General features: G+C 52.4%; 14 protein-coding genes. 10 read left to right on the top strand and 4 right to left on the bottom strand.

What is annotated here, in order from left to right:
* Positions 1–37 precede the first annotated feature (37 nt).
* The 5 genes from WC980_07405 to WC980_07385 all read left to right on the top strand — a co-directional run bounded on the left by WC980_07405 (position 38) and on the right by WC980_07385 (position 7,425).
* Entirely contained in the window at positions 38–427 is a 390-nt protein-coding gene (locus WC980_07405) for a four helix bundle protein (protein ID MFA5794876.1), read from the top strand.
* Between the two features lie 62 nt (positions 428–489).
* Positions 490–2,739, top strand: a complete 2,250-nt coding sequence (locus WC980_07400; GenBank protein MFA5794875.1) for a BatA domain-containing protein — start codon at positions 490–492, stop codon at positions 2,737–2,739.
* Positions 2,740–2,864: 125 nt separating this feature from the next.
* Positions 2,865–3,818 (top strand): glutamine-hydrolyzing GMP synthase, encoded by a 954-nt coding sequence (guaA, locus tag WC980_07395; GenBank protein ID MFA5794874.1) that lies wholly within the window; start codon positions 2,865–2,867, stop codon positions 3,816–3,818.
* A 73-nt stretch (positions 3,819–3,891) separates the two neighbouring features.
* Positions 3,892–4,452: a GMP synthase subunit A gene (locus WC980_07390; GenBank protein MFA5794873.1), complete on the top strand. Its 561-nt coding sequence runs from the start codon at positions 3,892–3,894 to the stop codon at positions 4,450–4,452.
* Between the two features lie 57 nt (positions 4,453–4,509).
* Positions 4,510–7,425 (top strand): HEAT repeat domain-containing protein, encoded by a 2,916-nt coding sequence (locus WC980_07385; protein MFA5794872.1) that lies wholly within the window; start codon positions 4,510–4,512, stop codon positions 7,423–7,425.
* Between the two features lie 109 nt (positions 7,426–7,534).
* Here WC980_07385 and WC980_07380 read toward each other — a convergent pair whose 3' ends face one another.
* The 4 genes from WC980_07380 to dnaA form a co-directional block, all read right to left on the bottom strand.
* A complete protein-coding gene (locus WC980_07380) occupies positions 7,535–8,773 on the bottom strand; it encodes an L-rhamnose isomerase (GenBank protein MFA5794871.1) in 1,239 nt (412 codons plus the stop codon).
* On the bottom strand, positions 8,766–10,226 hold the full coding sequence (gene rhaB / locus WC980_07375; GenBank protein MFA5794870.1) for a rhamnulokinase: 1,461 nt from the start codon (positions 10,224–10,226) through the stop codon (positions 8,766–8,768). The genes WC980_07380 and rhaB overlap by 8 nt, the downstream gene beginning before the upstream one ends.
* 85 nt (positions 10,227–10,311) lie before the next feature.
* A complete protein-coding gene (locus WC980_07370) occupies positions 10,312–12,315 on the bottom strand; it encodes a glycosyl hydrolase (protein ID MFA5794869.1) in 2,004 nt (667 codons plus the stop codon).
* 3 nt (positions 12,316–12,318) lie between these two features.
* Entirely contained in the window at positions 12,319–13,728 is a 1,410-nt protein-coding gene (gene dnaA / locus WC980_07365; protein ID MFA5794868.1) for a chromosomal replication initiator protein DnaA, read from the bottom strand.
* A 220-nt stretch (positions 13,729–13,948) separates the two neighbouring features.
* Between dnaA and rplK the strand changes: the two genes are divergently transcribed.
* From rplK to WC980_07340, 5 genes are all read left to right on the top strand, one after another.
* Positions 13,949–14,371, top strand: coding sequence for a 50S ribosomal protein L11 (gene rplK, locus WC980_07360; GenBank protein MFA5794867.1), 423 nt, complete (start codon positions 13,949–13,951; stop codon positions 14,369–14,371).
* Entirely contained in the window at positions 14,368–15,105 is a 738-nt protein-coding gene (rplA, locus tag WC980_07355; GenBank protein MFA5794866.1) for a 50S ribosomal protein L1, read from the top strand. The genes rplK and rplA overlap by 4 nt, the downstream gene beginning before the upstream one ends.
* An 87-nt stretch (positions 15,106–15,192) precedes the next feature.
* Entirely contained in the window at positions 15,193–15,753 is a 561-nt protein-coding gene (gene rplJ / locus WC980_07350; GenBank protein ID MFA5794865.1) for a 50S ribosomal protein L10, read from the top strand.
* 238 nt (positions 15,754–15,991) lie between these two features.
* Complete coding sequence (locus WC980_07345; protein MFA5794864.1) at positions 15,992–22,351, top strand: RHS repeat-associated core domain-containing protein; 6,360 nt, start codon at positions 15,992–15,994, stop codon at positions 22,349–22,351.
* Positions 22,352–22,413: 62 nt separating this feature from the next.
* A complete protein-coding gene (locus WC980_07340; protein MFA5794863.1) occupies positions 22,414–23,067 on the top strand; it encodes a hypothetical protein in 654 nt (217 codons plus the stop codon).
* Positions 23,068–23,286: the final 219 nt, after the last annotated feature.

The following is a 23,286-nucleotide window of genomic DNA, read 5'->3' as shown; positions in this document are numbered from 1 at the left end:
ACAAATTGCATATTTCAAATTACAGATTAAATTTAAAATGATGATAAAGCGGTTTGAGGATTTGCCGGTCTGGCAGGCGGGCAGGGAATTAGTTAAATATGTTTATTCTTTGACTAAACAGACACTATTCAAGAATGATTTTGGATTGAAAGAACAAGTACAGAGGTCTGCTGTTTCCGTTCCAAGTAATATTGCCGAAGGGTTTGAGCGGGGGACTAAACAGGAATTCATCCAGTTTTTATATGTTGCCAGAGGGTCAGCCGGTGAGCTAAGGTCGCAGTTGTATAATGCTTACGATACAGGATATATTTCGCAGGACAAGCTGAAAGATGGAGTTAACAAATGTGTTGATATATCAAAACAAATAGCAAGTTTTATAAAATATCTCAAAGACTCTGACTACAAAGGTGATAAGTTTAAGAAATGATGATAATTTTAAATCTGTAATTAATTTGTAATTTGTAATCTGAAATTTGTAATTAATAAGGTATGGACTTCATCAATCCTTCATTACTCTGGCTGGCAGTGGCCGGCGCGGTGCCGGTAATCATCCACCTGCTTAACAAACAGCGCTACCAGAAGGTGCGCTGGGCGGCCATGGAGTTCCTGCTGTCCGCCATAAAGAAGACCCGCAAGCGCATCCAGCTGGAGAACCTGCTGCTGCTCCTTCTGCGGGTGCTGGTGGTCATCGGACTGGTGCTGGCGCTCAGCCGCCCCTTTCTGACCGGCAAGCTGGCCGGCAGCCTGGCCCAGTCGGACACGCACGCCATCATCTGCATCGATAATTCATACAGTATGGGTTACCGGTCCGGAACCCGGAGCAACTTCGACCAGGCCAAGGAGGCGGCCAACAAGATTATCGATGCACTCAAACCCGACCGGGGCGATAAGCTGTCGCTGGTGACTATCTCGGACCGGCCGGAAGTGGCGGTGCCCGAGGCGTCTGTCAGCCTGGCCCAGGCCCGCAAGAAGCTGACCGACCTGTCGCTGTCCGATTACGGCACCGATATTTCCAAATCCATCCCGCTGGTCCAGGATATCATCGCCAAGTCTACCTGCTCGCGCAAAACGGTTTACCTGATTACCGACAACCAGCGCGGCGGATGGGAAGGGCTGAGCGGCGCCCGGACCGCGGATTTGTTTAAGCAGATAACCAAGTCGGCCGAATTGCGCGTCATAGAGACCGGCGAACAGAACCAGCCCAACCGATTGGTCAGCAAGGTTTATCCGTCGGCGCTGACGCCGGCCGGCGAAGGCGGTATTATTACGGCCAATATGCCCGTGAGTTTCATAGTCGAGGTGGTTAATAATTCGCAGAGCGCCGTATCCCAGCTCCGGGTAAATTTCCTGGTCAACGGGCTGAAGCAATCCAGCGCCGCAATAAACATCGAGGCGTATAAATCGGCTCAGACCGGTTTTAATTATACTTTCAGCGCGGCCGGACCGAACTGGGTCAGGGCCGAGATCGAGTCTGATAACCTGCCGGTGGACGACAGCGCCATCTACGCCTGCGAGGTCAAGGAGTTCATCCGGGTGTTGCTGGTGGACGGCGAACCGGCCATCGAGCCGTTTGAAGACGAGGTCGGCTACTTGCGTTCCGCCTATTATCCGTCCCGGCGCTCCGATGACGACCGGCCCGTTCTGGATTACAACCGCATCACGCCGTACCTGGTTGAGGTCATAAGCGGTTCGGTGTTCATCACCTCGGAGCAGGTGGCTTTTGATAAGTACGATTTAGTGGTGCTGGCCAACCAGGAGTTCCTGCCCCAGGACAAGATAAAGGCGCTGGAACAGTGGGTCGGTTCCGGCGGCGGGTTGATGGTTTTCCTGGGCGATAAGATAGACCGGGCCAGCTACAACGAGCAGGTCTACAAGAACGGGGCCGGGCTTCTGCCGGCCCAGTTGGGCGAGATAAAAGGCGACAAATCGCGGCAGCAGGCCGTCCGGATGGATAACATAGATTTCAATAATCCGGCCCTGGTATTTTTCAGCAACATCCGCGACCGGCTCAAGTCGATGCTTATCTACGAATATTACGCCACCGTCGGCACGGACAGCGGCTCGTCGGCCTCGGCCCGGATTCTGGCCCGGCTGAACGACCCGGACACCACGCCGCTGATACTGGAGAAATCGTTCGGCCAGGGCCGGGTGATTATGCTGACCACCTCGGCGGACGGCGAATGGAACGTTATGGCCGCCCGGCAGTCCTATGTGGTTCTGGTTGACCAGTTGTCCATGAACCTGGTCCGGGCCCGGGAGCAACTGGTGTCGCGCAACCTGCAGGTGGGTGGGGTCATAAGTTTCCCGGTGGCGGGCGAGGCCGGTAATTTTCTGATGTCCACGCCCAAGCGAGGCATGGTGCTGTTGCAGGTCAGTGCTCCGGCTGGTTCGGCGGGGCAGGCCGGACGGTCAGTCACTTTCGGCGATACGGTCAATTCCGGATTATACACGCTGGAGCAGATGGTTTCCGGCTCATCCACCAAGCAAAAGGTCAGCTGTTTCGGGGTGAATCTTCTGCCGGCCGAGGGCGACCTCAGGCGCATCGGGCCGGACGAGCTCAAGCGAATTGTCGGCGATTCAGTTCAGGTCACCGGCGCCGGCGGCGATATCACCGGCTCGACTGCCAAGAAGTCTGCCGCGCCGCCTTTGAGCCATCTATGGAAATACCTGATATACGCCGTCCTGATTGCGGCCGCGCTGGAGATGTTCCTGGCCTATCGCTTCGGGAGATATAAGTAATTTGCCACGGAGTCACAGAGAACGCAGAGATTTTTATATCCATTTGCTTGCTATTCGGGTAATAATAGTTATCTTCGCAATGTAAATGTAATTTGAAATCTGTAATTTGTAATTAGTATTCACATATGTTCAAACCGGAAAAGTTCATAGACGAAAAGATCAAAGAGCTCAAGGACAAGATCAAGGGCACGGCCGTCATCGGCATCTCCGGCGGGGTGGACTCGACCACCGCGGCTATCATCGTGCATAAGGCCATCGGCCCGAACCTCAGGGGCATCCTGGTCGATACCGGCTATATGCGCAAGAACGAGATTGCCTTTAACGAGAAGATGCTCAAGGGCCTGGGCATAAACACACTGGCCGTCGATGCCAGCCAGCGGTTTTTCTCCAAGCTCAAGGGCGTGACCGAGCCGGAACACAAGCGCAAGATCATCGGCGAGCAGTTCATCCGGGTGTTCGAGGAGATTGCGGAGAAAGAGAATGCCAAATACTTCATCCAGGGCACCATCGCGCCGGACTGGATAGAGAGCGGCGGCGGGCTGAGGGATGTCATCAAATCGCACCACAACGTGGGTGGCCTTCCCAAGGATATAAAGTTCGAGATAGTCGAACCGCTGCGCGACCTGTACAAGGACGAGGTCCGCATGGTCGGGCACAAGCTCGGCCTGCCCGAAGACGTCTACCAGCGCCAGCCGTTCCCCGGTCCGGGACTGGCCGTGCGCATCATCGGCGAGCCGACCAAACAGAACGCCGATATCGTTCGCGAGGCCTGCGCCATCGTCGAAGAGGAGATAGAACTTGCTTCGAAGAATAAAGAGATGGTCAAACCCTGGCAGTATTTCGCGGTGTTGCTACCGGTCAAGGCGGTCGGCGTGCACGGCGACGTTCGGGCCTACGGCAACGTCGTGGTCGTCCGCTCGGTCGAGAGCAAGGACGGCATGAGCGCCTCGTATTCCAAGATACCGCACAGCGTGCTGGAAAAGATATCGGTACGGATTACCAATACCCTCAAGGACAGCGTCAGCCGGGTGGTCTATGACATTACCAACAAACCGCCCGGGACGATTGAATACGAATAAAGATATTTCAGATTTTAGATTACAGATTTCAGATTAATTTGAAATATGTAATTTGGAATTTGTAATTAATTTTATGAAACGCGTTTACGTGATTGACAACGGCGGGCAGTGGACGCACCGCATCTGGCGTGTGCTCCGGGAGCTGGACTGCGAGTCCAAGATTATCCCCAATACTACGCCGCTGGACCAGATAGACGCATCGGGCCTGGTCTTGAGCGGCGGCGCGCCCAGGATCGCCTGGGAAAACCTGAAATTAGGCAGCTGCACCGATTACCTGGCTCAGTTCTCCGGCCCGATACTGGGCGTCTGCGTCGGGCACCAGCTTATGGCCGTCTACTACGGCGGTAAGGCCGGGCCGTCCGAGATACCGGAATTCGGGCTGTGCAATATAAAGGTCATAGAGCCGGACGACCTGTTCAAGGGACTGCCGTCCGAATTCCAGGTCTGGCAATCTCATAACGACGAGGTCAAGGAGGCCGGGGAGTTCATTACCCTGGCCGGTTCCAAGGACTGTAAGATACAGGCAATCAAGCACAAGACCAAACCGCATTACGGCATCCAGTTCCACGCCGAGGTCAACGACACCGAACACGGTGAGCAGATATATCAGAACTTCGTGAACCTGATTAAATAATTACAGATTTCAAATTACACATTGCAGATTAATAATCTGAAATCTGAAATTTGTAATATGAAATATATTTTTACGTTATTCGCAGTCCTTGCGCTTTTTCTGTCTGCCTGTTCAGATACCAAGCCGAATATTCAGCAGACTAACACTGACACCTTGCCACTAACATCTAGCCACACCTCTGACCTGCAATGGTGGGGCACGGCCAAAGCCGAGATAGGCCGGATGCTCAAGGACACCAACCGGACCGAGAACGATATCGAACAGCCCAAATGGTTCGAGTCCGAATACAGCACCCTGGGCCGGATGCCGCTCATAGATACCGCCCTGGCCAATCCTCTCCTGATGCCTGAGATAGCCATGTATTTTGACGGACAGTGCCGTAAGGGTTCGGAAGGTTTTCAGGAATTGTTCTACACCGCGGACGAGATGGCTAATCAATCTCTACGCGAATACGATAACTGCCACATCAAAGAGGCCGGTCTGCCGCCTGAAGCGGCCCAGATATATGAGGATATGAACAAGGACAGCGGTCTTGCAGGCATAAGCGGTTTATTGGGCGGGACGATGGTTGCTGTCTTTAACGCTAAAACTATGTGCGACAGTGCCTTTAAGAAGCTGACTGATGACGAAAAGGCCCGGGCGGCTAAATTGCTGCGGCAGTATTTCCTGGCGGAGAAAGACGGCAAGACCGAATTCAGCGCCTTTACGGTCGAAAGCACTGACAGCAATGTTGAATTGATACATCTCATGCGCAATATAGACTGGTCGGAATTATTACATGCTGTGCACCTTATCACCGAATTAATGGATGACCCGGAAGAGATATCGAGCGTGATAAAACTGGAGCCATTAAAAGGCCGACCGGACATTCTCCTTGACAAGGAAACATCCATCGGCCGCATCATCGTCGGCAATACCGGTAATAACACCTACACCGAGGATGCGGCCATTATCATCGACCTGGGCGGGGATGATACATATCTTAACAATGCCGGCGGCACCAGGCCCGGTAAAATCAATGCGGCCATTGTCATAGACGTCAGCGGCAACGACATCTACCGGGGGCAGGATTTTTGCCAGGGCTGCGGCTATCTGGGCGTCGGCGCGCTGATGGACCTGCAGGGTAACGATACCTACATCGGACGCGACTTCTGCCAGGCCTCGGCTTTGGGCGGGTTCGGGTTCCTCTACGACGGGGTCGGAGACGATACCTACACGGCCGACCTGGGCGGGCAGTCCTCGGCTATATTCGGCTACAGCATCCTGAGCGAGCGGGCCGGCAACGATTCCTACACCTGCAGCATGTTCGGCCAGGCCGGCGCGGCCACCATGGGCGTGGCCATTCTGGCCGAGGCATCAGGCAACGACACCTATCAGGGCGGCGGTAAGTATCCGTTCTATGGACAGACCGATGCCGCGGTGGTCCAGGGCGCAGCCATCGGAATGAGGCCCTGGCCCACGCCGGGCAGGTTCACCCTCTACGGCGGGATTGCCTTATTAAGCGATGCATCGGGCGATGACCGCTACAGCGCCCAGGCATTTGCCCAGGGCGGCAGTTATCTCTTCTCCTTAGGCATGTGCGTGGACAGCAACGGCAACGATTATTATTCCGGCACGGATTATGTCCAGGGCTCGGCCTGCCATCTGGGCGCGGCCTGCATGATAGACCGGGCCGACAACGATGTCTATACCGCCACCAACCACAGTACCGGCGGCTCGCTCGACAGGTCGGCCGGCGTGTTTCTGGATATCCGGGGCAATGACAGGTACAACAGCCCCGAGGGCGTGGGCTATGCCGGCAAGCCGCGCGGTTGCGGGGTATTCGTGGACTGCCTGGGCGACGACAGGTACGAAGTCGGTGTCTACGGCCGGGCTCGCTATCCGTACTCCGAGAACACCCAGTCCAGCGCCTTCTTCCTGGATATGGGTGGCAGGGACGTATACGACGCCAACCGTCCGTTAGGTGGGGAGTTAGCTTGGGGCGATAATAAATCTTGGCAACAGGGCGAGTGGGGGATGGCGCGTGATTGGCCGGCCGTGCCGGTGAAGATGAATGAGGCTGGATGGTCGCCTATGGGGTTGCTCGTATTGAATTATATACGAGTTATGGTGGAAGGTTATGACAAAGTAATGGATGATGCGGAATTACTTAGCACCTTTGAACGCTTTGGTGTATTTGATGATATAGTTAATGCCGGCGATAAAGCAGTTGATATTGTGGCGTCACTTTCCGGCTCATGGAATCCATTCACGCAAAGAGACTTGATTGATATTATAGAAACAATGCGCCTGAAGAAGTTGGTTAAAAAAGGCGATAACCCTGAATTATCCGGACTACTTTTATCCAGTAAGAAAGATATCAGCCTGTTAGGCGTTACCTATTTCTTCAGGACCATTAACAGCCAGTCCAAGCCAGACGAAGAGATAATAGATGCGTTAACCGAACGGGCGCTCGAGGATGAATCGCCTGAGGTGCGGGGCATAGCGGCCCTGGTCTTAGTGAAGACCGGCGATGTCAGTCTTTTGCCGGTAATAGATAAATGCCTGCAGGACAAGGACTGGACGGTCCGGCGCCGGGCCGTGATGGCTCTGGGGTATATCAAGGACAGGAAAACGCTGGATATCCTTATCAACCTCTTTAACACCGAAAAGGCCCATCCTGTCCGGGCTCAGATAGTGTCTGTTATGGGCCGGCTGGGATTCCCTGAGGCCGTACCTTACATAAAGAAAGCGCTTGAGCCGGTGAACGGTGCGTATGAAAGCGATTTCACCCGCTACTACGCGGCTCGGGCTTTGGCGCTTGGCTTCAAGGATAAATCAGGCGTAGATGCTTTGATAGATTTAATGGGTATGCAGAACCTGAGCATCGTGGAGGAAATCACCGCTATCCTCAAGGAACTGACCGAACAGGACAAGGCCGGGTTGAAGGAGTGGTGGACGGCCAACAGGGATAAGTTTGAGTTCAAGAAATAAGCCACGAATTAACACGAATACACACTAATTTATTCGTGTTCATTAGTGTCTATTCGTGGTTACAGATTTTACGTTTATTCCCGCCTGCCAATTAGCGGGCAGGTGTGGCTTATATTCTTTGCGCCAAGACCCGCTTTTCGTAGGCCTTTATCTCTTTGATAAGCTCGCCATCAGTGGGCACGCCCGTCTTCAGGCAATAATAATCCCAGATCGGCCCGGCCGGTAGCATCCGTGATTCTTCCGACAGTGCCAGGCGGCTGAAGCCGTCATCGGATAATTTTGGCTGGAGCAGAGCCAGCAGCAATCCTTTCAAAACCGTCCGGGCGCCGAGCGCCCAGGCGCCGATGCGGTTGATGGATGCGTCAAAGAAGTCCAGCGCGATATGGATATCTTTTATCCGTTTGCTCCGGACTATTTCTTCGGCCACGGCCCTGAGCTGGTCATCCAGCACCGGCACGTGGTCCGAGTCCCAGCGCACGCTCCGGCTGATGTGCAGGAGCAGTTCCTTGGAGAACAACAGCAGTGCCGGGATTTTGTCGGCTACGGATTCGGTCGGATGGAAATGTCCCAGGTCCAGGCAGGGGATTTTATCGTTCCTGAGGCAATAGCCCAGGTAGAACTCGTGCGAGCCGACCACGTAGGATTCCGAGCCGATGCCGAAGAGTTTGCTTTCCAGCGCGTCTTTAATCTGGCTGGCTGGATACTTATCCCGGTATATTTTATCAAGCGATTCCTTGAGCCGTCGGCGCGGCGCCAGCCGGTCAGCCGGGCTGTCCTTGGCGCCGTCCGGTATCCAGAGGTTATGGATGCACGGACTCTTTAGCGCCTGGCCCATATAGGCCGCAATCCGGCGGCATTGCCGGACGTGGGCTATCCAGAACTCGCGGGTGGATTTGTCCGGACTGCTCAGGGTCAGACCGGTTGATGCCTTGGGATGCGAGAACAGCGTGGCGTTGAAGTCCAGCTTGACGCCTTCGGCCCTGGCCCAGTCCACCCAGCCCTTGAAGTGCGCCGGCGTGATCTGGTCGCGGTCCACGGTGCTATTCCCGAACTCGCCGTAGATGGCGTGCAGGTTCAGGCGGTGCTTACCTGGTAGCAGTGCGTAGACCTTATGCAGGTCAGCCCGAAGCTCTGTAACATTGCGCGCCTTGCCGGGGTGATTACCGGTGACCTGGATGCCGCCGGACAGGGCGGTTGCTGACTGTTCAAACCCGGTGACATCGTCTCCCTGCCAGCAGTGGATGGAGAGCGGGATGGCGGACAGCATCTTGAGCGCCTGTTCGGTATTGACCCCGTATTCAGCGTATCTGGACTTGGCCAGTTTATAAGCGAGATTGATATTATTCATTTATAAGATATATTAATTTTTCATAAGGTTTATGCCACTTTTTTGTATCTTTGGGTTCGTACCGTTTAAGCTTGAATGACTGCCTGATAATCCGCCTGATATTAGATAGAGATTTGACTGTCCCATCCGCAAGGGATTGGACCATGATATTGCCGATGGCGGTGGCCTCGATCGGCCCGGCCATGACGGGCAGTCCGGTGGCATCGGCCGTGAATTGGCAGAGCATCTTGTTCCGGGCGCCGCCGCCGATGATGTGAATCCTTTGAATAGGCTGTCTGGAGAACTGATTCAATTGCTCCAGCACATAACGGTATTTCAGGGCCAGGCTTTCCAGGATGCACCGGGTGAATTGGGCCGGGGAGCCGGGCGCCGGTTGTCCGGTCCGGAGGCAATATGCAGTAATGGCCGCGGCCATATTCGGCGGATTAAGGAACTCGGGGTCGTCCGGGTCTATTACGCTCCGGAATGCCGGCGCTTTGCCGGCCAGCCTTAACAGGTTATCGTAATCATTCTGGCTGGGCCAGCATCTGCGGCACTGCTGCAGGAGCCACAGGCCGGTTATGTTTTTCAGGAATCGGTAGGTGTTGCCGACGCCGCCCTCGTTGGTGAAGTTCATGGCCAGCGATTTGCGGTTGATGACCGGAGACTTGGTCTCTATGCCCATGAGCGACCAGGTGCCGGAGCTGATATAGGCCCAGCCGTTACCCTGGGCCGGCACGGCCGCCACAGCCGAGGCAGTGTCGTGGCTGCCCACGGCCACCACCGGCATATTGCCCAGCTTGGCTTGTTTTGATATTGTATCTTTCAGGCGGCCGATGACGGCGCCGGGACGGGTGATTGGTTGCATCAGGCCTATGGGTATTTTGATGGCCTTGAATATATGAGGCTCCCAGGTTTCTTTACCGGGATTGTATAATTGCGAGGTGGTGGCGAAGGTGAACTCGGTGGCCTTGGCGCCGGTCAGGTAATAATTCAGGATATCCGGGATGAAGAGCAGGTCTTTCGCTTTCTTTAGTGTCGGTGAGTTGCGCCGGGACATGGCGTACAACTGGAATATGGTATTGAAAGGCAGGAACTGGATTCCGGTGAGTTGATAGAGCCGCTGACTGGGAAATGATTTAAAGAATCGTTCCATCATTCCTTCGGTCCGGGCGTCGCGGTAGGTACAGGGGTTTTCTATGAGCCGTCCTTTTTTATCCAGCAGTCCGAAATCCACGCCCCAGGTGTCTATGCCGATGCTTTGGGGTTTTGTTTTATATGCTCTGGAATATATTTTCAGGCCTTTGATGATTTCCCGGTAAAGGTAATCGATATCCCAGCGCAGATGTCCCTGCATCTTTCGCATCCGGTTGGGGAAGCGGTGTAGTTCTTTGATGGTTAATTTGCTGTTATTAAGGATACCCAGGATGAGCCGGCCGCTCTCAGCGCCCAGGTCAAAGGCGAGGTAATTCATATTTCATTTTGCCACAGAGGCGCAGAGTGCGCAGAGATTTAATCATTTTGTTACGGCCTCTGTGATCTCTGCGGCTCCGTGGCTATTATTTCCGAACCGGGGTTTTTGGCACAAACCTGATGTCTATTTGATTTACTTTTGGCCCGGGTGAGACCTTTAGTAATATGGATTGGTACGGCTCGAATTTCAGGGTTATATTTTTAAACTTGCCTCCATGGCAGATGCGCACGGGTTTAGTTGCGGTTTTGGTGATGAGCGACTGGCCGTATTTCATCGGGTAGGTCAGGTTCTGCGCCTTGGGATTGGCGAAGAATATATAATAATCCTGTCCGGCCACGCGGCACCAATAGTCAGGCAGGCCCTTGCCTTGCACCAGCGGTGGATTGATTGCTATCTTCTTGAAGTCAGAAGAGACGTTGGGCAGGGCAGTCAACGCCTTGAGCACTTGCTTATATGTAACGGTCTTGGTCCGGCCCGGTTCCCGTGGTTTCTGCTTGAGGCAGACCGGCAGTTCGGCCCGGGCCAGCCGGAAGATGTCTATCAGCGCCGTCCGGTCGATATACTTGGAGTCTATGTATAGCGATGAGAACACGGTATTACCGCAGTGTAGTTTGCCCTTGGCGTAATAGGCGTCTTTCAGGAACGGGGCGGATACCCAGAGCGGAGCGTAGCCCTTGAGTTCCTTGGGCGGCTTGACATAGTGCATCTCCCAGTGGAAGAATCCGCTGGGCTTGAGCATCTTCTTGGGCAGGCGGTTGAGCATGAGCATATTTTCATAAGGGATATAGGCGGCCACATCAGAATATGTCCGGCCTTTTTGCATATAATTGCTGACTCTGTCTATATAGCGGTTGAAGGCCGGGGTTTCACGGGCCAGCGCGCCGTCCGGGCCGACGTGCACCGTGGCGTAAAACTCGTTATGCCTGTCCCTGGGATTGCACTCCGGCAGTTTGAGCGGAAGCGAATTATACTCCAGCAGTTTGATGGCGCCTTCGGCGCCAGAATTACTGCTGGGTATCCTCGGCTGTAACACTCCTTTGTCGTTAACAGCCGATGGACTGCCGGGTATAGTCGGCTGTAATCGGCAATCCTCAACAGCCGCACTAAAGGGCATGCCGTGCCAGAAGATATGGTTGACGCCGTTGGCCAATACGGCATCGGCCAGCAGTTTTAGGTCGGCTGTTTGTTCCCGCTTGATATATGGCGGCTGGTTGGGCCGTGGTTTCCAGCCGTAGATGCAGGTGAAGGTCTCGGCCGTGACGGTCTGACGGCCGGCCAGGGCCGCGGCCGAAGCCGGGATGATGGAGAAGTCCGGGTCAAAGAGTACGGCTTCTGATTCCGGGATATCCACGGACGCATAAGCCCTGAGCAGGTCGGTCGGCGCGCCGTGGCACTGCACCCGGGACAGGGCGCCCAGCCGGTGGCAGGCTTCGGTGAACGGCCGATAGAACTCGTTGAGCATATAATCCGACAGCAGCTGCCGGTAGTCGTAACGGACATCCGGGAACCGGTCTATCTTGGGCATATACGGCTCCAGCCGGTAGCCGAAGCGCTGGTGGAACTTGTCCCCGAATCCATTGGTCCAGAGCTGGCCGGTGGTAATCTCCAGCGAATCGCAGAACAGGGCGGAGGTTTGGCCTTTGAGCGCCGGTTTTAGCGCCTTGCCGATCTTGTCGGCATAGCGGGCAAAGGCGTTGCGGTCAAGGTGGTTCAGGACGTAAAGCGGCTTTTTTATATGGGCGCTTTCCCAGGAGTTGGCCAGCCGCTGGGGTGAGAGCCCTTTGAAATCCATTGAGGCGTCGCGCTTCTTGACGATGGAGCCGCCGAATGGCCAGAGCGAGCCGAGGGTGAAGTCGCAGCCCAGCCCGATGCGGTCGGCGTATCGTTTGGTGAAGGCGACCAGCTTGGACCATTCCGGGCTGAGCCATTTTGGTCCGGTTGGTTGGTTCTTAAGGGGATAGACCCAGGCTATTTCCACGCCGCCGAAGTGATTGCGTTTGAGCCAGTCCAGCTGGTATTTTATGGCAGATTCCTTGATCTCGTTGGAGAACCACCACCAGCGGGTGTAGGGTCTGGATGATTTATACATATTCTAATGCGCCCGTTTAAGGTCGGCAATCAGAAGTTCAATGGTAGCCTTGAACTGTTTATCTTTATAGATGCGCTGTTTTATTATTTCGATGCTGTGGAGAACAGTCGAGTGGTCGCGTCCGCCGAAGGCATCGCCTATTTCCTCGAGCGAATACTGTGGGTTGAATGTCTTGGCCAGGTAGACGCCCACCTGCCGGGCCGTGGCGATGGGCCGGGTACGCTTCTTGCTCTGGAGATCGACGACGGTCACGTTAAAATGAGTGCTGATGATTTTCTGGATATCGGATATGGTCACCTGATGGACGTCGATGCCGATTACGTCGGCGAACGCCTTCTTGGCCAGGTCCATATCTATTTTGCTCTTGTTGGTGTCGGCCAGAAGTTTGATATGATGAATGACGCCTTCCAGGTCGCGGATATTGGTATTGATGTTGGTGGCCAGGAACGAGATGACATCTTCCGGTATGGCCACCTGGTTTGTTTCGGCTTTGCTGGTAAGGATAGCGGCCTTGGTTTCGTAAGTAGGCGGGTCCAGCCGGACCACCATTCCCCACTTGAAGCGCGATACCAGCCGTTCTTCCAGGGTGGGGATGTCCTTGGGCTGGGAGTCGCTGGACAGGATTATCTGCTTCTGGGCGTTATGCAGGGCGTTGAATGTATGGAAGAACTCCTCCTGGCTGGCGTGCTTTTCGCCCATGCCCAGGAAATGGATGTCGTCGATGACCAGGATATCCACCGAACGGTACCGGTCGCGGAAGCCTTCGAGCTTGCCGCTCTTGATTCCGGCGATGTAATCATTGACGAATCCTTCGCAGGAACGGTAGATAATCGTGGTGTTGGGCGACCGGCCCATAACGGTCTGGCAGATGGCCTGCAATAAATGCGTCTTGCCCAGGCCGACCGAGCCGTGGATAAAAAGCGGATTGTATGATTTGCCCGGGTTCTCGGCCACAGCCAGCGATGCCACGTGGGCCATCCGGTTGCAGGGGCCGACGATGAACTTATCAAATGTATATTTATTATTCAAGGTCAGGCTGTTATTGTTGCTTGCGGTAAACTGGAGCCCGGGTTTCTTGGGCGGCTCAGACGGGGCATTCCCGGCGGGCGGGGCGTCATTCCCCCAGAGCGGCAGCACGCCCTGGCCGAGCTGCATCTTGGATTCCGACTTGACCGAAAAGGTCAGTTTGTAGTCATTGCCCATAGTTTCGCGGATGGCTTTCTCGATGTGCGGTTGGTAGTTCTTCTCGTAGAGCTGGCGGTAATAAACGTTGGGCAGGGGGACATCGATGGCGTTGTTTCCGGCGTCGATGAACTCGATGCCTTTAAGCCAGCGCTCAAAGTGCGCCTGGTCCACGGCCGACTTAAGATGGTCGAGTATTTTCTGCTTATTTTCTTCGGTTAACGGTGACATAATCCCTGTAATTATAATTTTTGCGTTAATAGTCAAGAAATACTTGACAGGGTTTACATTTTTAATATACTGCCGGTCTTTGATTTTATAGTTCGGTTGTTAGCGACGATGGAGCGTTACAACCGACTATACCTGGCAATAATTCTGGCGCCAAGGGCGCCATAAAAAAGCCAGTGTATAGTTCGATTGTTAGTGGCATTGTTCGAACAAAAGGTGATATATGGCCAAAGAAATAATGGCGAAGATAAAGCTGCAGATACCAGGCGGCTCAGCCACCCCGGCGCCCCCGGTCGGTCCGGCTCTGGGCCAGCATGGCGTTAATATCGGCGAATTCGTATCCCGGTTCAACTCGCAGACCAAGAGCGCACAGGGCATGATTACGCCGGTTATCGTCACTGTTTACAAGGACCGCAGTTTTGAGTTCATTCTTAAGACCCCGCCGGCTTCGGTGCTTCTTAAGAAATATGCCGGTATCGTCCAGGCTTCGGGCGAGCCCAACAAGGTCAAGGTCGGCAAGGTCACCAAGGACCAGGTCAAGGAAATAGCCAAAATCAAGCTTAAAGATTTAAATACAACTAATATGGATAAAGCTGTCAAAATGATAGAAGGTACGGCCCGCAATATGGGCATCGTTATAGAATGAAGAAACTAAGCAAACGCCTGAAGAAGATAGCCGAGATGGTCAAAACCAAGACGACTCCGGAAAACCAGGGCAAAGGATTTGAACTGGCCGAAGCTATTGGCATCCTCAAGAGCCAGGTACCCACCAAGTTCGACCAGAGCGTCCAGTTAGCGGTCCGTCTGGGAATCGACACCAAGAAGGGCGACCAGCTGGTGCGCGGTTCGATTTCCCTGCCGCACGGCATCGGCAAGTCGCGTAAAGTGATAGTCTTCGCCGCCGGCGAAGAAGCCAAGCAGGCGCGTGACGCCGGAGCGGATGAGGTCGGCGTGGAAGAACTGGTCAAGAAAATAGAGGGCGGTTGGTCTGATTTCGATATCGCCATCGCCCATCCGTCAATGATGAGGGTGGTCGGCAAGCTGGGTAAAGTTCTCGGTCCGCAGGGCAAGATGCCTTCGCCCAAGACCGGGACGGTCACCGAAGAGATAAGTTTTGCCGTCAAGGAATTCAAGGCCGGCAAGATAGAATACCGCAATGACGCCTACGGCAATGTCCATTGCGTGGTGGGCAAGCTTTCGTTCAAGCCCGAGGCAATCCAGCAGAATATCACGGCGTTCCTGGAACACCTCAAGAGCCTGAAGCCGTCATCGGCCAAGGGCGAGTTTATCCGCAATCTTACGTTAACATCGACCATGGGGCCGGGATTGAAATTATTCGTGCGCGCTGAAGCGTCCGGTAAGGCCGCCAAAGGCGCTTAGCGGCAGTTAGTAATGCCGTGGCGTAAGGCGCGGCAGGACGTTATCTGCCGCATTATCCCGCATTAAAGCGGGACATAAGGAATCCATATGTCAAAGAAAATTAAACAACTGGTAGTCAAGGAATTATCCAGCCGCTACAGGGAAATGGATAACTGCATAGTCGTCAATTACCGGGGGATTAAATCCAACCAGGCCTCGGAACTGAGGAGCTACCTCAGGGAAACAGGCATTCTGATGAACGTGGTCAAGAACACCATGGTCAAGCATATCGGCGAGGCCGCAGGCAGTAACGCGCTTAAGAAGGTCGAATCGATGGTCGAAGGCCCGGCCGCCATCATTTATCCCGGAGTCCCGCATTACGACGTAGTCAACTTCGCCAAACGGCTGATAACCTGGCGTGATAAGCATAAGATGCTGGAGATAAAGGGCGGTTACATCGAAGGCCGTCCGGTTTCTATCGGTGAGCTCAAGGCTCTGGCTGCCATGCCGTCGCGCGAAGTAATCCTGACAATGATAGCCGGCCTGCTCAATTCGCCGATGCGCCGCCTGGCCGTGGGGTTGTCCGAGACCGCCGGCAAGTTCGCCCGCGCCATGAAGCAGTATTCGGACAAGAAAACCGACGCGCCTGCGCCACCGGCGGCTAATTAATAAGGCGTTAGTTTATACATTGGTTTGTATCCATCACCCCGCCTTGGTTAAAGCAAAATAAATCCCATCAAATATAATGTAAATTCTTGACATAAACTTATTCGGTGATATGCTTGCTCCTAAAATATGCAGCTATCGATTAATAGCACTTGTTCTTACATTAATAATAAGGGCAGTGTCGTAATTATAAATAATATATCAAGTCCCGCTCCAGTCGGAGTCGGAGAAAGGGGTTATTATGGAAACAAGAAAGGGTAATTTGAGGGACACCCGCGGTAAAATTACGGGAAAATTGCTTACATTAGTATTCTCGGTCTTGCTTATGCAGGCATTATTCGTTCCCAACATATTCGCCTATGACCAGTTTCCGGGCACTAATATCGACCTGACACTGGATACACTCCAAACCTTTAACGTCCAGGCCGGTCAGTCGTATCCAATCAACGCCCATTTTAACTGGGATTCGACCACCAATCAATACGTGGGTGGTTTCCTGATACTTGAAGTGGAACTGACGGTTACGTCGGCCGACGAGATAAGCATTGCCGTTGATCGCGAAACGTTTCCGATGAAGCTTACCACCCCCTATGACCCGGTCACCGGCAAGGCCATCTATTCGATGTGGGCATTTAACCCGCCCAGGCCGCCGTTCACGACGGAGCCGGCATTTATAATAACCGTTACCGGTGGTTTGCATGATACCAGCGTTACGATTTCCCAGCGGGCGCTTTATTACAACGGCGCGCTGACCGGTAATGGCGGCCACGGCTGGGGCACCATCCCGGTGACCTTCAAATATACGGAACCGCAGGTTACCATAACCGACCCGGCGCCGGGCACTACTCTTAAAGTCCTGAGCGAAAAGCACGCCCTTCATGTTACGGCTATATTCCCGGATGAGGGATTGGATGAAAACACATTTTCCTTTGTGGTCGATGGAGTTACGTATACAACCGATATAAATACAAACCCAAGGGTGGTGCTGACCAGGCTTACCGGCGGCATGTGGCGGGCTGATTTGATTATTAATAACTATGGCACGATAGCTGCCTGGGCTACGCCGGTCGCCGGTACAAACGTTGCCATAACCGCTTCTGTCCGACGCACCGGCACTACTACAAATGCTACGGCCCAGACCGAGGTTACCGTGAAAACGGATGCCAACAAACAGCCGCCAGCTAAGGGTATAATAACAGACGGCGACCCCGTTTTTATCAGCACCGGCGAATTCTACCAGCAGTCAACCGACCTGACCATCCCGGGCCGGGGATTTCCTTTCAGCTTTGTCCGGACTTATCGAAGCCAGTCGGATTACAACGGCCCATTGGGCTGGAAATGGGATTTCAATTACAACGCCCGACTGGAAAACTATACCGAAGCGGCCACCGGGTTGTTTGGACTGATGTTCCACGACGGCGCCGGGCGCAGGGAGTTGTTCATCTGGACCGGTACCCGGTATGAGCCGCCGGCCGGTCTTTACAAGGAACTTTTGCCTGTGGCTGGCGCAACCCCGCAGCAGTTTACCCTGACAGATCGTTCCGGCGAGGTGATGACTTTTACCTGGAGCGAGACCAATCAGCTATATAATCTGACCTCTATCGAAGACCGCAACAATAACCAGATGACATTAAATTATGGGCCTAATTCTAATATCCAACCGATTGGCACGCCGTCGAATGTTCTTTTGAATATTCAGGATACCCTGCTCAGAACCATTGCTTTTACTTGGGATGCCAATAACCGGATAGATTATTTTACCGATTTCTACGGTGGCGCGACTCCGGCCAATAACCGGAAGATAGACTTTACATATAATGCGAGCGGGGAACTTACTTCAGTTACGTCGCCTGTATGGACTCCGCCGACCGATTATGGCAAGACTGGATATCCCAGCGGCAAAATTACCACTTATGAATACAGTTCAGATAGTAAACACTACATCACCGGCGTTATTGACCCCAAGCGTAATTTAACTACCACTAAATATATAACTAATGTATATACCTTGGGCCGGGTAACCAGCCAGCAATACGGCGATTCCACCCAGACGTTTGAGTTTGATTATACCACCGTTGCCGGACAGGTGACCGTAACGGATAGAAACGGCAATAAAACCGTATATGTCTTGAGGGGCGACGGCACGGTTAACAGCGAGATAAAAAAGAACGCTGCCGGCGCGACATTATCAACGACTGTATATAACCACAACCAGGGTACCGAGCGCACTTACACCAGTTTACAAGAAGGCAATAGCGTATCATATAATATTGATGATACGGCTATCGACCCCAGGGACCGGGGGAATATATTCTTAACTGTCCAAGCGCCGGATACTGATCGCCAGACACTTTATAACCTGCTGTCTACACCAATTAATACTTATTTTACCTACGAACCGCGCTATAACCAGGTCAAGATCTCGACCGACGCCAGAAACCCAGCTTGGGTAACTACTTATATCTATGATTATGAAGAAGATGCGGCTGATTTGAATGGCGATGGGCTTTACGGTGAAAGCAAGCAACAAAACGGTAATGTGATTAAGATAGCATATCCCAATGTAACCCAGCCCGTGCTCCAGACGGATATTTACCAGCTATTCCGCTATAATGCCAATGGCCAGCTTACCTGGGCGCAGGACCAGGCCGGCATCATTACCGCATACGATTACTATGCTTCGAATGACTCGTTGCATCCGGAATGTTACGGATATCTCAAAACCGTTACCCGTGATGTCGGGACCGGGGCAACCTATCTGAATTATACCACCACCTATGTCTATGACCGGGTCGGCAATATCAACGGCATAACCGACCATCGCAATCAGAGCACGGCATACCTGGTAAACCCATTCAACCAGGTTTTCCAGTCGACCACGCCTGCTCCGGTCTCCGGCGGCACCGGGTATGTGACCAAGTTCTTCTACGATGCCAACGACAATCTCTGGGAAGTCTGGACCAAGAACAAGGATGAAGCAGGCACAGACGGCGCCCCGGCATGGATAAAGACGACCTATGCTTATGACATCCTGGATAACATGGAATACAAGTACGAGGATATGTCGGTGAATACCGCCGGCGTGGTAACCCGTGCAACCACGCAATATGGCCGCGACGACAACGACAACGTCACCGACGTTACCCAGCCCGTAGGCAACAAACACCACACCGAATACGATGCGCTCAACCGCGTCTATAGCGTGACCGAGGGATACCTGCCTCAGCTCCCGGATGTCACTATTCCTTTGGTTACCACCAACTTCTACGACGGCAATAACAATCTTATCAAGACAAAGGTAGGGCCGGCCAGCGACATCACCGGAGCCAAGGGCCGGACCACCTACGGATACGACGGTTTTGACCGCCGGGTCAAGACTACGGACGGCGAAGACAACTACTCCATTACCGGCCACGACGCCAACGGTAACGTCACCAGCGTTATTCACTATAATGCCATCACCCAGAAACTCAGTCAGGTCAATTACGACTTCGACGAGCTCAACCGCATGTGGCAAATGACGGTGAAAAAGTTTGATGCGATAGGCGGAACGGAAACCGATGTCGTAACCACTTACAGGTACGACAAAAAAGGACGCCGTATCAGGGTGACCGAGCCTAACCTTACCTATACCGCCACGGATTACGACGGCGTGGGCCGTGTTCTAAGCGTGACCACAAAGGATTCGAGTAATGTTACTATCGGCACCGTTACCGAATATGTATATACCCAAAACGCTACTACTAATACGACCCAGATAACCGAAAAGGATTATATCGGAGCGCTCTTTACTTCTTACGTCACTCTCAATACCTGCGATAACCTGGGCCGGCTCATCCAATCAGAAGACCCGGCGCATAATTTCACCGGTTACGCCTATGATTCACGCAACAACCTCAAAAAGGTTACCGACCGCGAGAATAATATCACTTTTAAGGGTTACGACCTGATGAACCGCCTGATTCAGACGCGGTATCAAAAGACCGGCGGGGATGCTCCCGTTTATGTCACGGTTCAATACGGCTACGACGGCAACGGTCGGATGACCAACATGACCGATGATAACAGCAAGGTAACCGATTACGTCTATGATGCGGTCAACCGGCGCAAGACCGAGACTCTACCGCCGGCCGCGACCAATGCCACACGGCAGGTCAAAACCTATGTCTATAATTCCTACGGCGTATTGGATTCCATCACCGACTTTAACAGCAATACCATCAATATGAACCTGGCCTCGCCCGATTCGTACGACAACAACCTGCGGCTCAAGCGTAAGACCATAACCTATGTCAGCGGCACTATGCCAGACGGTGCCACCAACGAGGAAACCTACGCCTATGACGATTTGGGCCGGATGACCTCAGCTAGCAACTTTACCACTGTTTCTTCTGTTTCCACGCTTATCTGCGAGGTTGGCATGGCCTACGACTCTATGGGCAATTTGCTGAGCCAGACCCAGCTGTTTAACGGCGAAACCACCGGCAAAACTGTTACCAGCCATTATGATGATAACGGATTTAAGGATTCGCTGACCTATCCGGGTCCAACCGTTGCCCGGCAGATTAGTTTTGTGCCCGATGCCCTGAACCGGACAGACCTGATTAAGGAGGGCTCACCAGATACCGGTACCACCTTTGTGGATTACAACTATGACGGCGCCTACCGGGTCAAGGAGCGCCTTTACGGCATCAGTAATAACATCAAGCTGACCGTCGGTTACGACGCCAACGGCCGGGTTTCCGGTTATTCGCACGGCACAAATGTTACGGCGTCGGTCCTCAAGGCCGGGTTCGCCTACGCCTATGACAAGGAAGGCAACAAGAAATACGAAAAGCGCACCCACGAATCGACGACCGGCATAGGCGATGCCTATAAATATGACGCGTTATACAGGTTAACCGGCGTCAAATACGGGGTAACGAACCTTGCCCCAGCCACAAATTACACAGATTATACTGGGACTCTGACCGAGACATTTGCCTTGGACGGCGCGGGCAACCGGACCTCTGTTACCAACGGCACGACTGTAAGCTATGCGCCAAACGGCCTGAACCAGTATGACTCCATAAACAGCGTGACCCACTTATACGACGCTAACGGCAATCTCACTGACGACGGCGTAAATACCTATGCATATGATTATGCTAACCGACTCTTGAAGGTAACCCTCAAGTCAACGACCACCACCCTGGGCGAATACAAATACGATGCCTTGGGACGCCGGATAGAGAAACGGACTTACGCCACCGGCGGGCAGTCCAACGCCGCAGAGAGCATCGGCACGGGGACTGAAGCAGGCCAGGGCGAGGGCACCCAGACGGCCCTGGATAATGTGACCCCGGCCGCAACCACTGCCAAAGGCTCCGGCAAACAGACCGGCAAACAGCCCAGCACCCAGAAACAGGGCATTCAGCGCGCCCTGACCAACCAGGCCGACGGCACCGGCAGCGGCACGGCCGTGGATAACATCGGCACCGGCAGCCAGGACGCGGGCCAGGGTTTAACAGAAGGCACCGGCACCGAAGGCGCGGTGGTCAATGTCACGGTTATTACAAAGTTCTATTACGACGGCGCCCGGTGCATAGAGGAGCGTGATGGGTCGGATGTCCTGCTGCGGCAATATGTATTTGGCAACGGGATAGATGAAATATTGCAAAGGAAGGATTACACTGATGGGGCAGTCAGCGCAACATATTACTTCCACGAGAACAGCTTGGGGAGCATCTATGCGGTTACGGATAACACCGGTATAATTGTTGAGAAATACAGTTACACGGCTTATGGCAAAGTAACGATAAAAGACGCTTTAGACGTCGTGCATACCACATCACCAATCTCAAATCGCTTTATGTATACCGGCCGGGAATGGGATGCGGAGTCAGGGTTGTATTACTACCGGGCCAGGTATTACTCGCCGGCCATGGGGAGGTTTCTGCAGAGGGATTCATTCAAACCGGATGAGTTATTAAATCTATATACTTACGTAACAAACAATCCTATCAGATATACGGATTCATTAGGATTAATCAGAGAGGAAATTAATGAAGGTCCTTATACTGGATATAGAGATGATGAGGAAGGTCGCTTAAGTATAACAAGGCAAGATGAGGGAGGATATCTCAAATCAAAATTTGTGACTTACCCATGTTGGACAGCCCAATTAGATATTTATGTAGCAACAACAAAACCAGGAAGCATTTCTTATTCCTGTGGAGTAACCTGTAATCCAGGTTGTGAAGTAGTTCAAGCGCAGGTAACAGTGGAATATAAGCGATTAGATCCCCCTCTTCCTGAGGATTCAGGGAAGAGGACAGCGATTTTTGTTGGCCCCCCCATTCGGCCATTCATCCCTGGAACGGTGGTGGGACCTGCTGAGAAATCATCATCTTTACCTAAGCTATTATTAAGTGGGGGGTATGAAAATTTTATTACGTTATCTTACGGTGGAAGATATCTTATCAAAGTAATTTTGGACTATATTGTAAATTGTCATAGAAAAGGAAAGCCTGAAGATGTGAAATATCCTGTTTATGGGAGCATGTCTTATAATATTCAAGAGAATTTTGAGGGACCTCAAAATTCTGAGGGTAGCAAGTAGAATTAGTGATTATAAACGGTTTGGAAGAAACAAGTAAGAATATTATGTGAGAGGATAATTTTATGATAAAAAGCATATTTATATGTCTGGTTTTATTATTTAGTAGCATTTCAATTTGTTGTAATTTATCTTCCGCATCTAAATTAGACGTAAACAATAGTTCAAAAAATAAACCGGTATCGTTAAAATTAGGCAATAGATTTCTTGAAAGTTACCCATTAGGAAATGGGCAAGTCAGGATACTATGTACATGGTATGACTTGTATTATCAACTTGAAAAACAACCAGCAGATATAAGCGCTAAAAACACAGGCCGGTTATATTTTATATCTGGGGAAAAAAACCTTGTAGAAATTCAGGACGAATTTCCGGCCAAAGACTTTAGCTTCCCAATCACATCTGAGGTTAAATCAATAATTAACGACGTAATCACATTAAATCTAAAAGGAGCATTATCTTACACCAAAGAGAATTTTATTGTAGAATTCTCGTGGGAAGGTACTGTGAAAAATGGCGAGGAACAGGCTTTCAGTAAAGTATTCACAGACCCTATCAGTAAAGAAAATAGGTTGCTGTTAATTATAATTAAAGCTAATAATAAAAATGACAGCACGGATCCGATTAACGAATACCGCAAGATGCATCCCTGGCCGAAGGAGCCGGACAAACCCGTCGAGAATACTAAGGACAAGCCTAAGGAACAAACGCCTAAATAATATTTAGGGACAGGAGGGACACATCCCATCCCCGGTAACGCAGTAATTTAGCTCCTCCCAGGGTGCAGTTTTTCTTAAATCGCACTCATTAGGATTGGAATCCAGGCTTGCCATCGCCCAAATAAATTGACTAATCCGGCTAAAAGCATATTATATTTAATAATTTCTGCAGGGAAAGCCTCGGTTTGCGAAAAGAGCGCCTTGGAAACCGCTTGAATA

The sequence above is a fragment of the Candidatus Brocadiia bacterium genome, assembly GCA_041658285.1.
Lineage (GTDB): Bacteria > Planctomycetota > MHYJ01 > JACQXL01 > JACQXL01 > JBBAAP01.
Note: the sequence above shows the minus strand (reverse complement) of the source record. Positions and strands in the feature narration are given on the sequence as shown.